Source organism: Kibdelosporangium banguiense, assembly GCF_017876405.1.
Taxonomy (GTDB): domain Bacteria; phylum Actinomycetota; class Actinomycetes; order Mycobacteriales; family Pseudonocardiaceae; genus Kibdelosporangium; species Kibdelosporangium banguiense.
The window spans coordinates 1,483,898-1,498,145 of sequence record NZ_JAGINW010000001.1 but is presented as its reverse complement, the minus strand read 5'-3'; the positions used below and the strand labels follow the sequence as shown (position 1 = coordinate 1,498,145).

Annotated in this window: 12 protein-coding genes and 1 pseudogene; 8 read left to right on the top strand and 5 right to left on the bottom strand. The window is 65.4% G+C overall.

Annotation, left to right across the window (positions count from 1 at the left end):
* Positions 1-150: 150 nt before the first annotated feature.
* Positions 151-618: a peroxiredoxin gene (locus tag JOF56_RS07085; protein WP_209635670.1), complete on the top strand. Its 468-nt coding sequence runs from the start codon at positions 151-153 to the stop codon at positions 616-618.
* A gap of 28 nt (positions 619-646) precedes the next feature.
* On the opposite strand, the gene JOF56_RS07080 is transcribed toward JOF56_RS07085, so the two are convergent.
* Positions 647-3,853, bottom strand: coding sequence for an AfsR/SARP family transcriptional regulator (locus tag JOF56_RS07080; protein WP_209635668.1), 3,207 nt, complete (start codon positions 3,851-3,853; stop codon positions 647-649).
* 84 nt (positions 3,854-3,937) lie between these two features.
* On the opposite strand from JOF56_RS07080, the gene JOF56_RS07075 reads away from it, so the two are divergent.
* Genes JOF56_RS07075 through JOF56_RS07065 form a run of 3 tightly spaced genes read left to right on the top strand, consistent with a single transcriptional unit; the run spans position 3,938 to position 6,476 of the window.
* The gene (locus JOF56_RS07075) at positions 3,938-4,813 is read left to right on the top strand and encodes an NAD(P)-dependent oxidoreductase (RefSeq protein ID WP_209635666.1); all 876 of its coding nucleotides are present in this window, start codon (positions 3,938-3,940) and stop codon (positions 4,811-4,813) included.
* On the top strand, positions 4,810-5,646 hold the full coding sequence (locus JOF56_RS07070) for an NAD(P)-dependent oxidoreductase (protein WP_209635664.1): 837 nt from the start codon (positions 4,810-4,812) through the stop codon (positions 5,644-5,646). The genes JOF56_RS07075 and JOF56_RS07070 overlap by 4 nt, the downstream gene beginning before the upstream one ends.
* A complete protein-coding gene (locus JOF56_RS07065) occupies positions 5,643-6,476 on the top strand; it encodes an NAD(P)-dependent oxidoreductase (protein WP_209635663.1) in 834 nt (277 codons plus the stop codon). Before JOF56_RS07070 ends, JOF56_RS07065 begins: the two co-directional genes overlap by 4 nt.
* A 42-nt stretch (positions 6,477-6,518) precedes the next feature.
* Here the strand turns inward: JOF56_RS07065 and JOF56_RS07060 are convergent, their stop codons facing one another.
* Positions 6,519-7,262, bottom strand: coding sequence for an ABC transporter permease (locus JOF56_RS07060; RefSeq protein ID WP_209635661.1), 744 nt, complete (start codon positions 7,260-7,262; stop codon positions 6,519-6,521).
* Positions 7,259-7,996: an ABC transporter ATP-binding protein gene (locus tag JOF56_RS07055; protein WP_209635659.1), complete on the bottom strand. Its 738-nt coding sequence runs from the start codon at positions 7,994-7,996 to the stop codon at positions 7,259-7,261. The genes JOF56_RS07060 and JOF56_RS07055 overlap by 4 nt, the downstream gene beginning before the upstream one ends.
* An 87-nt stretch (positions 7,997-8,083) precedes the next feature.
* Between JOF56_RS07055 and JOF56_RS07050 the strand changes: the two genes are divergently transcribed.
* Both JOF56_RS07050 and JOF56_RS07045 read left to right on the top strand, forming a co-directional pair.
* Positions 8,084-8,629, top strand: coding sequence for a TetR/AcrR family transcriptional regulator (locus tag JOF56_RS07050; RefSeq protein WP_307854961.1), 546 nt, complete (start codon positions 8,084-8,086; stop codon positions 8,627-8,629).
* Positions 8,626-9,231 (top strand): DsbA family protein, encoded by a 606-nt coding sequence (locus tag JOF56_RS07045; protein WP_209635655.1) that lies wholly within the window; start codon positions 8,626-8,628, stop codon positions 9,229-9,231. The genes JOF56_RS07050 and JOF56_RS07045 overlap by 4 nt, the downstream gene beginning before the upstream one ends.
* 186 nt (positions 9,232-9,417) lie before the next feature.
* Here the strand turns inward: JOF56_RS07045 and JOF56_RS57735 are convergent.
* Positions 9,418-10,317 (bottom strand): annotated as a pseudogene (locus tag JOF56_RS57735) (MFS transporter); the annotation flags it as partial.
* 114 nt (positions 10,318-10,431) lie between these two features.
* Between JOF56_RS57735 and JOF56_RS07040 the strand changes: the two are divergent.
* Both JOF56_RS07040 and JOF56_RS07035 read left to right on the top strand, forming a co-directional pair.
* The gene (locus tag JOF56_RS07040; protein WP_209635654.1) at positions 10,432-11,409 is read left to right on the top strand and encodes an ArsR/SmtB family transcription factor; all 978 of its coding nucleotides are present in this window, start codon (positions 10,432-10,434) and stop codon (positions 11,407-11,409) included.
* Positions 11,410-11,418: 9 nt separating this feature from the next.
* Positions 11,419-12,441: a hypothetical protein gene (locus JOF56_RS07035; protein WP_209635652.1), complete on the top strand. Its 1,023-nt coding sequence runs from the start codon at positions 11,419-11,421 to the stop codon at positions 12,439-12,441.
* Here the strand turns inward: JOF56_RS07035 and JOF56_RS07030 are convergent.
* Entirely contained in the window at positions 12,428-13,543 is a 1,116-nt protein-coding gene (locus JOF56_RS07030; protein ID WP_209635650.1) for an MFS transporter, read from the bottom strand. The genes JOF56_RS07035 and JOF56_RS07030 overlap by 14 nt on opposite strands.
* Positions 13,544-14,248: the final 705 nt, after the last annotated feature.

The window sequence follows — 14,248 nt, the reverse complement described above, 5'->3', positions numbered from 1 at the left end:
CTCGATTTACTCACAGTCACCGGGCAGTAGCTGCGGGCGCTGGCGTGGCCTTGACGCGTTCGGCGGCATCTTTTACGTCGTCTTGATCCCACGAAGTGGAAAGGCTTGGTACGCAGATTTATCCGATCGTGTGGTGTGTACCGTTGGGTAATGAGCGGATCCGTTGGTGACCTGGTCGAGGACTTCGAGCTGCCGGACGAGACCGGAGCGGCACGCAAACTGACGGACTTCCTGGCAAAAGGCCCGGTCGTTCTGTTCTTCTACCCGGCCGCGATGACCAAGGGCTGCACGGTGGAGTCCTGCCACTTCCGCGACCTCGCCGCGGAGTTCGCCGAGTACAACGCCCAGCGCGTCGGCATCAGTGCGGACAGCGTCGACAAGCAGCGTCAGTTCTCCGAGCTGCACAGCTTCGACTACCCGCTGCTGTCCGACTCGGACGGCACAGTCGCCCAGCAGCTCGGCGTGCGCCGCAAGCTCGGCATCGGCCCACTGAAGAACCGCCGGATGACCTTCGTGATCGGCACCGACCGCAAGATCCTCGCTGCGATCCACTCCGAGCTGGACATGAACGGCCACGCCGACCGCGCCCTGGAGACGCTGCGCGACGCTCAGCTGTAAAGCCGGCTCATCGATCGCGAGAGTCCAGTCACTTCCCCAGGGAGTCCCCGACCGGCATCCAGCCCGGTCTCTCAGACCACAGCGCTGGTTCGGATGTGGGGATGAGGGTGTCGGGTGGTGTGCGGGTGCCGAGAGTGAATTCGGTCGTGAAGATTTCCGGGCCGAGGGTTTCGGTTGTGGTTTCGGTTATGCGGTTGACGTCGGAGCGTTGGCCTTGGGGGAGGGGGCGGCCGACGGACTCGCGGGCCTGGGCGGCGGCGCCGAGGAGGCGGGCGGCGCTGGTGAAGTTCCGGGCGAGGGCCTGGGTGCCGGCGAGGCCTTCGAGGGCGAGGGCCACGGCGCGGGGATCGCCTGTGTCGCGGGCGATCGCGTAGCCGTTGAGGTGCAGGCGCAGGGCCGTGGGGAGGTCGCCTCGCAGTTCGGCGATGAAGCCCAGTTCGGCCAGGATCAGGGCGCTGCCGGATTCGAATCCCTGGTCGCGGTGCCAGTCGAGGACGTTGAGCAGGTGCTTTTCCGCGAGGTCGAGCAGGCCGGCCTGGCGGGCACCCAGCGCGAGGCCGATCTCGGCGTACATCTCGGCGGGTTTGAAGCCTTGGTCGGCGCCTATCCGCCGGGCGCGGGAGTGCAGGTCCCAGGCTTTGTCGTGATCGCCGGTGAGGATTGCGATCCGGCCGAGCCAGGACAGCTGGTACGAGATCTCCGGTGCCAGGTCCAGTTCTTCGGCCATGCGCAGGGCGTCGTGGTGGATCCGGGTGGCTCGGGTGTAGTCGCCGGAGATCTCGGCGAGAGTGCCGACGGTGAAGCTCGCCTGCAGTTGCGCCCAGCGTTCGCCGATGTCGTCGATCAGCTTCGCGGCCCGTTCGGCGTCGCATTCGGCCGCGTCGAAATCGCCTCGGGCCTTGTGGTGTGTCACACGGTCGACGAGCGAGACCGCGATACCCCACCGGTCGTCGAGCTTCTCGAACTCCGCAAGTGCTTGTGTGGTCAGGACTTCAGTCGACTGCGTGCCGCCCATTGTGGTGGTCACGTAGCCGAGGAACCACAGAGCCATGGCGCGGCTGCCAGGGTCCTTGATGTCATAGGCCGCGGCGAAGCCTTCTAGGTCGACGACCTCGCCTGCGAGAACAGCGAGCCCGGCTTCCCAAGCCTGGGCTGCGGTGCGCAGGTCCGACTGGTCGCCGGCCAGCGCGAGTGCCTGCCTGATCCAGATGCGGGCCTCGTTGATCCGGCCGCGCAGGAACCAGCACCATGTCAACGCGTTGACCAAGCGGAAAGCCAGTTCGGCGTCGCTCAGTTGCAGCGCGGTCTCCATTGCCCGCCGGAAGTTCGGCGCCTCGAGATCGATCAGGTCGAGCCACGCGCGCTGCTCCCGCGTGCGGGAGAACGAATCGATCCGCTCCGCCAAAGTCATGTAGTACTCGGCGTGTCTGCGTCGCATCTCTTCGAGCTCGTCGGCATCACGCAACCGGTCAAGGCAATACACCACAACGGATTCGAGCAGCCGATACCGCGGCCCATGCGCGTTCACGACAAGCGACCGGTCGACGAGATTGGCCAGGAGGTTGAGCACGTCCTCCGCGTGCACGTTCCCGCCTGCGCACAATGCCTCCACCGCAGCAAGACTCGCGCCCTCGGCGTGCACGGCCAGCCGCCGCAGCACGACCTGCTCCTCTGCGGACAGCAACTGCCAGCTCCAGTCGATCATCGCCCGCAGTGTCCGTTGCCGCGCGGGGCCGCTGCGGTTTCCACTGGCCAGTAACCGGAATCTGTCGTCAAGGCGGCGGAGCAACTCGTGCGGTCCAAGCGCACGCACACGCGTGGCAGCCAGTTCAAGAGCCAGCGGAATCCCGTCCAGGCGCCGGCAGATCGCGGCGACCGCGGCCGAATTGGTCGCGTCCAAAGCAAACCCCGGCGCTGCGGCCGAAGCGCGGGCGACGAACAGCTGCACGGCACTGAACGCCTGGACGTCCTCGGCCGCGACACTTGCCGCACCGGGAACGTCCAACGGTGGCACGTTCCACACCACCTCGCCGGCGACGCCGAGCGGTTCCTGGCTGGTCGCCAGGATTCTCAGGCGGGGCACCGCCTGCAGCAGCCGGACCGCCACCTTGGCGATCGACTCCACCAGGCCCTCACAGTTGTCCAGGACCAGCAGGACTTCCCTGGCGTGCAGGGACTGCGCCAGCCGGTCGACGCCCGACCCGCCCTCGTCGCGAACCCCGAGTGTGGTCGCCATGACCTCGGCGACCAGGTCGTCTCGTGGACAGGTCTCCTCAGTGCCGTGCTGGTCGAGGCCGCTGAACTCGATCAGCCACGCGTTCGGTAACTGCCGCGCGGTCTGGATCGCCAGCCGCGTCTTGCCGACACCGCCCGGCCCGGTCAGCGTGACCAGCCGCGTCTCGCCGATGAGCGACAGCACCGACTGCACGGCGATGTCCCGTCCGACCAGCTCAGTCAACGGTTCGGGCAGGTTGGTCCCGGATAACGCGGGCGGGCCGAGCGCCGGATCCTGCGAGAGGATCGCCTGCTGCAGGGCGACCAGTTCCGGCCCGGGAGTCAGGCCCAGCTCATCGTCGAGCAATGTCTGCAACTGCCGGAAGCTGTCCAACGCCTCACTCTGCCGGCCTGCCCGATACAACGCCCGCATCTGCAGCGCCCGCAGACGCTCCCGATACGGATGCGTCGAGACCAGCTCAGTCAGCTCGCCCGCCAACGAGCCGTGTTCACCCAGGTCAAGCCGGGCATCCGCGAACTCCTCCTGCGCGGCCAAGCGCTCCTCGGCGAGTCGTTGAATCACCGGCACGGCGAACGCCTCATCAGCGAAGTCCGCCAGCGCAGGCCCTCGCCACAGGGCCAACGCATCCGACAGCAGCGTTGCGCGCGTCCGCGCATCCTCAGATGTACTCGCACGAGCTGTCAGCTCACGGAACTGAGCCACGTCCACATCGACCTGCATCACATAGCCACCGGCCTGAAGGGACACCAGCAGCCGCCCGCCCGGCTCGGCCTCCTCCAGCGCCTTACGCAACTGCGAGACCTTGGTCTGCAGCGTGTTGACGGGATTTCCGGGCAGCCTGTCACCCCACAGGTCGTCGGCCAGCCGATCGGCCGGCACCGGACGACCCTCCTGAACAAGCAGATCCGCCAGCAGCGTGCGGACCTTCACCTCGGGCACGCGCACCTCGCGCCCATCAGCAGTCCACACGGCCAGCGGCCCCAGCACCCCGAATCGCACGTCTTCGACGTTATCCCGACCTACCGACAGTTTCCGTGCGCCGACCCCCAGCGAACCGTGCGTGATCGTTTCCACAGTGGGGATATGCCAAATCTCAGCAAACCCCCGGTGACCGTGCTTGGGCTTGGCGCGATGGGATCCGCCCTGGTCGAGGCCCTGCTTGTGGCTGGCTACCCGACGACTGTGTGGAATCGGACACCCGATCGGGCGAAGCCTTTGGTCACGAAGGGTGCCGTCCATGCCACGAATGTGTCGGAAGCCGTCGCCGCCAGCCGACTGGTGATTGTCTGCCTGCTCGACTACAAGTCCGTCACCGACGTGCTCGACACGGCCGGCGACGCCCTCGCAGGTCGTGTCTTGGTCAACCTCACCAACGGCACACCCGCGCAGGCCCGTCAGGTCGCGGACAGATACGACGTCGACTACCTCGACGGCGGCATCATGGCCGTGCCGCCGATGATCGGCGGGCCGGGCGCGTTCCTGTTTTACAGCGGTTCGCGCAGCGCCTTCGACACCAACCGGCCGGTACTCGACGTCTTCGGCGAGAGCCAGTACGTGGGCACCGACTCAGGGCTGGCCGCGTTGCACGACATCGGCCTGCTCAGCGGCATGTACGGGATGTTCGTCGGCGTCCTGCATGCGTTTGCCTTCGTCGGAACCGAAGGCGTGCCCGCGACGACGTTCGCACCGCTGCTCAAGCGCTACATCGGCGGGATGCTCGGCTTCGTCGACGGCGCGGCCGAACAGATCGACAAGGACGACTACACCATCAACGTGGTCTCCAACATCGCCATGCAGTCGGCGGGCTACGTCAACCTCACCCAATCCACGCATGACCAGGGGATCAGCCCCGAACTGCTCGCCCCGCTGGGTCCCCTGATGGCTCGCCGCGTCGCCGACGGGCACGGCCACGAGGACCTCGCGGGCGTGATCGAACTGCTCAAGAAGGGAAAGAAGTGATCACTTTCATCGGCCTCGGCCCCATGGGCCAGGCAATGGTCCGCGCGCTGCTCAAGAACGGCCACGATGTCACGGTCTGGAACCGGACCGCCTCACGCGCTGAGGGACTGGGCGCCAAGATTGCACCGTCTGTCGCGGATGCCTTGGCCGCCAACGACTTGGTGATCCTCAGCCTGACCGACTACCAGGCGATGTACGACATCCTGGACGGTCAGACCATCACCGGCAAGGTCATCGTCAACCTCAGTTCAGACACTCCCGGCAAGACACGGGAAGCCGCGACCTGGGCGGCCGAGCGAGGCGCCCGATTCGTCACCGGTGGCGTGATGGTCCCGGAGCACCTGGTGGCCACGGACATTTCCTACGTGTTCTACAGCGGGCCGGAGGATGTCCTGCGAGAACACGAGAACGTGCTGCGTGTCATCGGCAGGGTGGACTACGTCGGCGCGGATCCCGGTCTGGCCCAGTTGTACTACCAGGCGCAGTTGACCATCTTCCTGACGTCTCTGTCGTCCTACCTGCACGCTACGGCGTTGCTGAAGGCGGCAGGCGTGTCCGCGGAGAAGTTCGTGCCGTACGCGAAGGAAACCTTCGACACCATGTCGATGTACGTTCCAGGTGCGGCCGAGAACGTCGACACACGCACATACCCTGGTGAGGGCGCAAGCGTCACGATGATGGGCGCCACCGCGGACCACATTGTGGGCGCGAGCAAGGAATCCGGGTTGGACCTGGCGCTGCCCAACGCGGTCAAGTCCCAGTACGACCGCGCGATCGCCCAGGGACATGGCAAGTCCGGCTGGCCGAGCCTGTACGAAGTGATCGCGCCGTGAACGTTACAGTTCTGGGCCTAGGCAAGATGGGCTCGGCCATAGCCGTCGCGCTCAGTAAAGCAGGCTATGAGACGACGGTCTGGAACCGGACTCCCGGCAAGGTAGTCGAGGGCGCGGTGCACGCTTCCACTGCCAGGGAAGCAATCGCGGCGAGCCCGGTTGTGCTCGCTGTTGTCGCCGACTACGCGACGGTTCGTGAGCTGTACCAGGGATCAACCGGTGGCGCCTTGATCAACCTCGCCACGGGTACTCCTGAGGAAGCTGCCGAGATGGCGGCGTGGGCAGCCGAGCACGGGATCGACTACGTGGACGGCGCGATGTTGGCCGTGCCACAGCAAGTCGCGACACCTGACGCGCAGTTCATCTACAGCGGCTCCACAAAGGTCTTCGAGGACAATCAGAAGCTGCTCGATGTGCTGGCGACAAGTCGGTACCTCGGCACGGACCCGGTTGTGGCGGCGCTCTGGGACACGGCTCTGCTCGGCGTCGGATACTCGACCCTGCTGGGGTTCTTTCACGCCGCGGCCCTGCTCGACACGGCAGGTACTGGGCCCAAGGAGCTCCTTCCGCTGGCCGGACAGTGGATCCAGGGCATGGTCGGCTGGCTGGCCGACCTGTCCGCCGAGATCGAGTCCGGTGAGTACGGCAACGCGGTGTCTTCGGTGGACCTGAACCGGACCGCAGCCGCGAACCTCGTCAACACCAGCTTGGCTCGGGGCGTCTCCACGGAGACGCTGGCCCCGTTCCGGTCGCTGCTGGACCGTCGTTCAGCCGACGGGCACGGCGCCGACAGCCTGTCCAGTCTGTTCGAACTGCTCAAGCAACGCTGATGGGGCCGCGGGTCTCCTCGCTGAAGCAGGGGACCCGCGTCCTCAGATACCGCGGCGCATTACCCGAGTGCCCAGAAGCAGACCGGACACGGCGATGACCAGCGCGGCGATCGTGCCGTACAGCACCGAGATGTCGGCCAGACCGCCGGAGAACAAGGCTCGCTGCGCGTCGACGATGTAGGAGACCGGATTGACGGCGCCGGCAACGCGTAGCCAGGCAGGCCCGGAGTCCATCGGCAGCAACACCCCGGACAGCAGGATGACCGGGAACATCAGTGTCTGCGTGACGATCCAGAACAGGTTGCCGCTCGGCTGGGACTTGATCGCCAGCACGAACGACAGCGCGCTCAGCCCGATCCCGAACACGGTCAGCATGACCAGCGCGAGCAGCACTCCGGCGGGATACAGCCGAAGCCCCAGCGTCATCGCCAGCCCGATGATCAGAACTGCCTGAGCCAGCAGGACAATCGACTCCTTGGCCGTGCGGCCGATCAGCATCGCCGTGCGGCTGAGGGGCGTGACCAGCATCCGCTCCAGCGAGCCACCGCCCAGTTCGGCCAGCAGCGAATGGCCCGCGCCCATCGGCCCGAACAGGCACATCATCACCAGGATGCCGGGCACGAACCACTGCCAGCCGCCCATCCCGGGCGTCCCGGCGAGCAGTGATCCGAAGAGGAACAGGAACAGCAGTGGCTGCCCCATCGCGAAGATGAGGCCGACCGGCTCCCGCAGCGCCGGGGCGAACTCCCGCGTGAACACAATCGCGGTGTCACGGAAGAACTTCACGCCACGCCTCCGAGAGTCATGGCGAGGAACACGTCGTCGAGCGACGAATGGCCGTGCTTGAGTGTGCTGGGTGGCCCGTCGGCGATCACCTTGCCCTGGTCGATGATCACCACTCGTTCGGCGAAGCGGTCCGCTTCCTCCAGGTAGTGCGTGCTGAACAGGATCGTCATGCCGTAATCCGCGCGCAGCTTGAGGATGTGCTGCCAGACGTTCGCCCGGCCGGCCGGATCCAGCCCGGTCGAGGGTTCGTCCAAGAACAGCAGGACGGGCCGGTGGATCAGGCCCATCGCGATGTCCACCCGCCGGCGTTGCCCGCCGGAGAGCGTGCCGGGTTTGCGCTTGGCCAACGGCGTCAGATCGAGCTGTTCCAGGACTTCGTCGGCCCGCGCACCGGCTCCGGCCCGGGTGAGGCCGTGGCTTCGGCCCTGGGTGACCAGTTCGTCGCGAATCCGGTAGTTCTCACCAGCACTGTTGTGCTGCCCGACGTAACCGATCCTCGCGCGCACGCCTTCAGGATCAGTGACGATGTCGTACCCGGCGACGGTCGCCGTGCCCGCTGTCGGAGGCAGCAGGGTGGTGAGCATCCGGAACAACGTCGATTTGCCCGCACCGTTGGGACCGAGCAGGGCGACCAGTTCTCCCTGCTCGATCCCTAGGTTCACGCCGCGGACCGCCGTGACAGTCGTTTTCTTCATCTGGAAATGCCGGACCAGGTGGGTGGTCTGCACGATCATATGGAACACCATACTGCAAGAAAGGAACGTTGGCGTTCCGTTTTTGAGAGTGGGTGATACAACTTGGATGTGGAAAGTACCGAGTCAGTGACCCGGAGTCGGACGCGTCAAGCCATCCTGAGCGCCGCAGCGTCCGTGCTGGCCCAGAACCGTGCGGCGACGCTGCCGGAGATCGCCGAGGCCGCCGGTGTCGGCCGGACGACCCTGCATCGTTACTTCCCGGACCGGGACGCGTTGATCAATGCGGCCGTGGCGGACTCGATGGCGGCCATCGAGCAGGCTGTCGCCGAGGCCCGCATCGATGATGGTTCGCCACTGGAGGCGGTGCGACGGCTTGTCACGGCGTATCTGCATGTCGGCGACCGGCTGGTCTTCCTGTTCAACGACCCGCATGTGATGCGTGGTTACGGCGTCGAAGCGGGGGCCGATCCCGGCCCGGATCCGGTCCTCGATCTCATCCAACGCGGCCAGGCCGAGGGTGTTTTCGACACCGAAGTAAGTCCACAGTGGATTCGACATGTGCTGTGGGCGTTGGTGTACACCGGGATTGACGAGGTCGGCAACGGGACTATGTCGCGTCACGGGGTGGCGTCGACCGTGATGCGGACGCTGGAACGGGGGATTCTCGGATGATCGCCGACATCTGGTTCGATCCGTCGTGCCCGTACACCTGGTTGACGTCGCGCTGGCTGGTCGAGGCGGCCGAGGTCCGGCCGGTTTCGATCCGCTGGCACGTGATGAGCCTGTCCGTGCTCAACGAGGGGCGCGACGACGATCCCGAAGGCGACCCGGACGGCTACCTGTGGTTTCCGGTCCGTGTTTGTGCTGCCGTGCAACAGAAATACGGTCAGGAGGCGCTTGGCCGTTTCTACACCGAACTGTGGAGCCGGGAGAGCGGTGCCGAGGATTGGCTCGGCAACTTCACCCGTGCGCTGGAACGCGCCGGTCTGCCCAGCGAACTGGCCTCCGCGTGCAGCGAGTACGACGATGCCGTGCGTGCTTCCCATGCTGAGGCGATGGCTGTTCTCGGGCCGCACGTCGGTACTCCGATCATCAAGGTGACGAGGCAGGACGGTTCAAAGGTCGCGTTCTTCGGCCCGGTTGTCTCCGAGGTGCCGACTGGTGCGCAGGCCGGCCTGTTGTGGGACGGGACTCTGCTGGTCGCCGGCACTCCCGGCTTCCATGAACTCAAAGCCACCGCGCATGCGGAGCCAAAGCCATATCGCGGTGAGTAGCGTGGCTCCGCCGGCCGCGGCGATCGCTGTCGAAGGATGGATGATCTCGGCCAGCGCGCCGAAGCAAGCCGGCCCGATGCCTTGCAGCGTCTGCAGACCGGTGGACAGCAGGCCGAACGCCTGGCCGCGGCTGACCTCCGGGACGACGGCGAGGAACGCTTTCTGAAGCCCCAGCGTGTAGCTGAACCCTGTCCCGCTCACCACTGCGAGCAAGGCCAGCAGCACCGGATGCGGGTTCCATGCGAATGCGACGAAAGGCAGACCTATCAGGAGAACAATCGGCGCGGCCAGCCGTGGCCCAGGCACCATGAGACGGCCGACGACCAGGTTTCCGGCGATCATCCCGACTGGGATGCAGGCCAGAAGCAGTCCGGTATAACTCGACGGCAAGCCGCGTACCTGGACGTACACCACGATCAGGCTCTCCGCACCGACCGCGAACGCGGGCGGCAGCCAGTGCGCCAGCAGCAACTGACGGATCGGCCGTGTGGCGAACAGTATTCGGTTCACGCGCATGGTCTGTCGCAGTACGGAAGAAGCTTCCGTTGCGGGCGTAGCGAAATCGGGTAGCCGGAGTCGGGTGACCACACATGCTGTCAGATGCAGGCCTGCGCTAACGACAAGCGCCGCACGCGGCCCGAGCGCGGCTGCGGCGATACCGCCTGCCGTGAGGCCCAGCAGCTGCGCGAGCGATGACGCTGTCACCCAAAGCGAACGCCCGAGCACATATCGGTCGCCTGTAAGGACTTCCGTCACCAGCCTGCTCGCCGCGCCCATGAACACCGGTGTCATGCACGCCACCAACGCGATGATCAGCAGCATCAGCCATACCGGTGGCCTGGTGAACGCGAGGATCGCCGCGGACACGCATTCGGCTGCGTAACCGGCCGAGATCAGCAATCGTGGCCGGATCCGGTCGGAGAGCGCGCCGAACAGCAATCCGCCGATGGCCTGCGGTGCGAAGCCGATCCCGAACGTCAACGCGGCCAGGAGCGGCGAGCCGGTCGTCGTGAAGATCAGGATCGACAACGCGACCATTCGAAGGGTGTCGGCGACGATCGCGAGCGACCGGCAGCCGAACAACACGCGGAACCGCGGCTCGGCCAACACGCTGGTGAACGTTGCTCTCTGCACGTCAGGCAGCTTCGGCGCCGCGTGGTTCGAGCGGAATTGTTACGTCTGTGGACGTAAGGTCATGGGGTGATCCGTTTGGTGGCGACGACCGAAGACCTGCTGCACAGCAGGTTCGCGCTGTCGCCCGTGTCCGATCTGATCCGGTTGCTGCGAGTGCTGTCCGGTCGCGCGGGGCACCGGCTGCCGGAGGGCTGGGCGCACCGGCTCCGCCCGGCTTATCGTGAGCTGCGGGAAACCGTCGACCTGGACGCTGTGCTGGCGTTGAATCCCAATCGGTACGGCGCGGATTTCATCGCGCCGCCACCACAAAGCCTTGCCCAGACAATCGAGGACGATCTCGCGACTGTCGCGGCCACGCCGCTTTCCCAAGCCAGGATGGAAATCGACCACTGCCTCAGCCTGCAGGACCCGCTTCCGGAGCGCGTACTCAACGTGCTGTATTCACCGGACGTGCTCGATCGGATGACCACTACTTTGCGAGCCGTGTGGCGTGATCTGCTCGCTCCTGATTGGCCACGGCTTCGTGCCATTTGTGAACGTGACGTCATTCACCGTGCCGGTTTGCTCGGGCGTGGTGGATGGTCGGCAGCGCTGACCGAGTTGCATCCGAAGGTCCGGTGGCGTGACGGTGCGATTGAACTGCTGCGTATGGGCAACGGCGACACGATCGACCTCGGCGGCAAAGGCCTGCTGTTCGTACCTTCGGTATTCGTATGGCCTGGAATTGGCGTCCAGTTCGAGGAACCATGGCCGAAAACGCTGGTCTACCCGGCCCGGGGCATTTCCGCACTGTGGGAGACGCCACCCGCGGGCGCGCTCGGCCCGCTCATCGGGGTTTCCCGTGCGCGGATCCTGCTCGCCCTCGACGAACCGGCCAGTACCAGCCAGCTTGCTCGAACGCTCGGCATCGCCACGGGCGCGGTCGGCGACCACCTGGCTGTGCTGCGTAACAGCGGGTTGGTGTCCCGGGCGCGCTCCGGGCGCGCGGTCCTGTATCGCCGCACGCCACTGGGGGATGCCCTCGCCGTGGATCAGCACCCCTAGAATGCCTTGGTGCTTAAGCGAGTTCGTCTTGGTCAGGTCACATGTCCGTCCGGTCAGCTGGTTGTCTCCGACGGTGGCTACCTGAGCTGCTGGTCAGGCGACCGTTCACCGGCCGAGATGGATCCGGTCGAGCTCGGCGTGGACGACCCCAAGATCATGCGTGAGATAGCCGGTTCGGTCGACTTCGACATCGTGGGGCCGCAGGCCGCCGAAGCCGCCGCGTCATTCGACCGCCAGCAAGGCAAGGTGCTGTACGACATTCCGTTGTCGCACATCGCCCCGGTGTCGGCTGAATTCGCGCAGCACTGCCGGGAGAACGGTTTCGACGCGCGCCTGGAAGTGCGCTCCGAACGGGTTTCTCATCGTGAACGCGTCCATCGATGCGTTGCCGCCGAAGATGGTAGCTTCATTGTTTTCGGCGTTCCCGTTGTCGCCTTAGGCGGCCTGCCTGCGGACCGCTCTCTTGCTGTTGTCGCGAACCAACGTGACTACGGTGATCTCGGTTTACGTTGGCAGGACATATCTGTGCAGATCACTGACGAACCCGCGGTCCGGAGTGTGCGGCTTGGCCACATCGGTGTGGACTGGGCGCGTCTGGCTTTCGCCGACGCGGACGCCTTGAGCTCATGGCGGCACCACAAGCCCGTCGATGGCCTCGCAGACGTGGTGTTCTGGGGCGCGGACATCGATGTGGCCACTGAGCAACTGGGTGCGGACCGGCTTCCCGAAGGTGTTTCCGGCTGGGAGAACCTGGACCTGGAGAAGGCGTTCGAACGGTACGAGGCCGTCGAGACCTGGATCGGGGCCGGTCAGGATCGCCGCCTGCGGATCGACTTCCGGCCGCATTCCCATCATTACCAGGTCATGCGTGAAGTCCGTGCGTCCGAGAACGAGGCAGGCACGATCGAAGTGGCCGGCGCCACGGTGTTGTTCGCCATGACCGGATGGGGTGACGGCTGGTTCCCGGCATTCGCCGACTTCTCCCAGTCAGGAGATCTTGTCGCACTGCGTATGGATCTCAATCCCGAGTAGACCGCCACAATCCCAGCGGCGCCACGACCGCAAGCAGAATCGCAGGCACCAGAAACCCCGCAGCCGGAAGCAGCTGGTAAACCGGCGTGAACACCGGCGGTGACAACGCGCCGCCGAAGAACCGTCCTGCCTGCACCACGGAAATGGCTCCCGCCCGATTCTCCTCGTCGCCCGAGAGCACAAGCGCGTTCAGGCCGACCAAAAGCAGCTGCGCGGCAACCCCACCCACTGCCCACAGCGCACCCACTGCCACCACTGACGGCATCACGCCGATTCCAGCCACGACGACGGCACCGCCAATCGCTCCGATCAGAGCGGCTTTCCGTGCCCCGATCCGGTCAATGCCGTGTCCCACAAACCGGGCACTGACAATCCCCATCACCCCGAACCCGGTCAGCAGCAATCCACGCTCACCGGCCCCCAGGGCGAACACATCTTCGGCCTGTATGGCGACCAAGAACGACAACCCACCGAGACTCGCCCAGCCCACAAACGCCACCAAACCCAGCCACAGAATCTCTCTACGCCAAGCCGACCGCAATCGAACCGGCTCGTCGTCGCCGGCGCCGGCCGTCCCCGGAATCCCAGCCACCGCAAGCAACAACGCCACCCCGGCCACAGCCCAGAAAGCCCACTCCCACTGCACTTCCGCCGCGAGCCCACCCAGCAACGGCGCACTCGTCTGCCCCACAGCCTGCAACGACGAGAACAACCCCAAAGCCCGCCCAAGCCGGCCCGCCGGAGTAGCCGCCGCAACAGCCGCAAGCAACAACGGAGTCGTGAACGCGTTCGCCGCCCCCTGCACCGCCCGCGCCCCCAGAAAGACCGCAAAATCCCCAGACAACGCACAAACCGCGGACGCCCCCACATAGACGACGTACGCAGCCCTCACCGCACGCTCAGCACCCCACCTCGCCCCCAACGTCCCCGAGAACAACATCAGAACGGCGAACGGCACCAAATAAGCAGTCAACGACACCGAGGCGGTCTGCGCCGACACCCCGAAATCCGCCCCCAGCTCCGGCAGCATCGTCGTCGTGATCCCACCCGCGAACGGCCCCAGAAACCCGCCCGCATACAGCGCGACCTTCCTGCCCCTCACGCCCCGGGCTCATCCCACGTCTTCACAGCCCTCGATCTTGCCACCTCGCCCGCGGACCTCCCCGCACAGATCCCGATGACTTTGGTAGCGGTTAAATATGGATCACAGAGTCTTCGATGTTTTTGTTCGAAATACTTCCTGTGGCAGCGCGAAACCGCTTGGTGTGCAGTTCGTTTGCGAACATAATCAAGACAGCGGTGCAAGCGTGAGCGTTTCAGCAGCTTGGGACGTCCCCTTGTGGGTGAACCTGTAACTGATAGTACGATGTGAGGAGACCTTCCACGTTAAACTACAGTCAGGTGATTCAGTGCGAACACTTCCTTGGGTGCTCCTCGCGATTGCCTCGATCGCCGCGCTCCTGTCCTGGGCGGATCTGTCTGTTGTGCAACGCTCGGACCGGATTGCTTTTCTACTGTGCATCGGCGCAATAATAGCCGCGATTAATGCTGTTCCCGGAAACGCAAAGAAGGGAGACGGATAGAAAGGTCGCGCCTTACCTGAAAGTTGCTCATGCTGCTCAACAAAGTTGCTCCGCATAGAGAAGGGCTGCTGTCTGGGCTTGAACCAGCTCGACCAGAGCCGGAATCTTCTGGCCAGAGTGAGCGGTGCCGAAGGCGTCAGACCTAGGTACGGCTCTGACCAGAGGAAACGCGAACCAGTCATGCCCCGGAGAGGCGTTCCGGGGGGCGCATTGGGGGCGCTGGT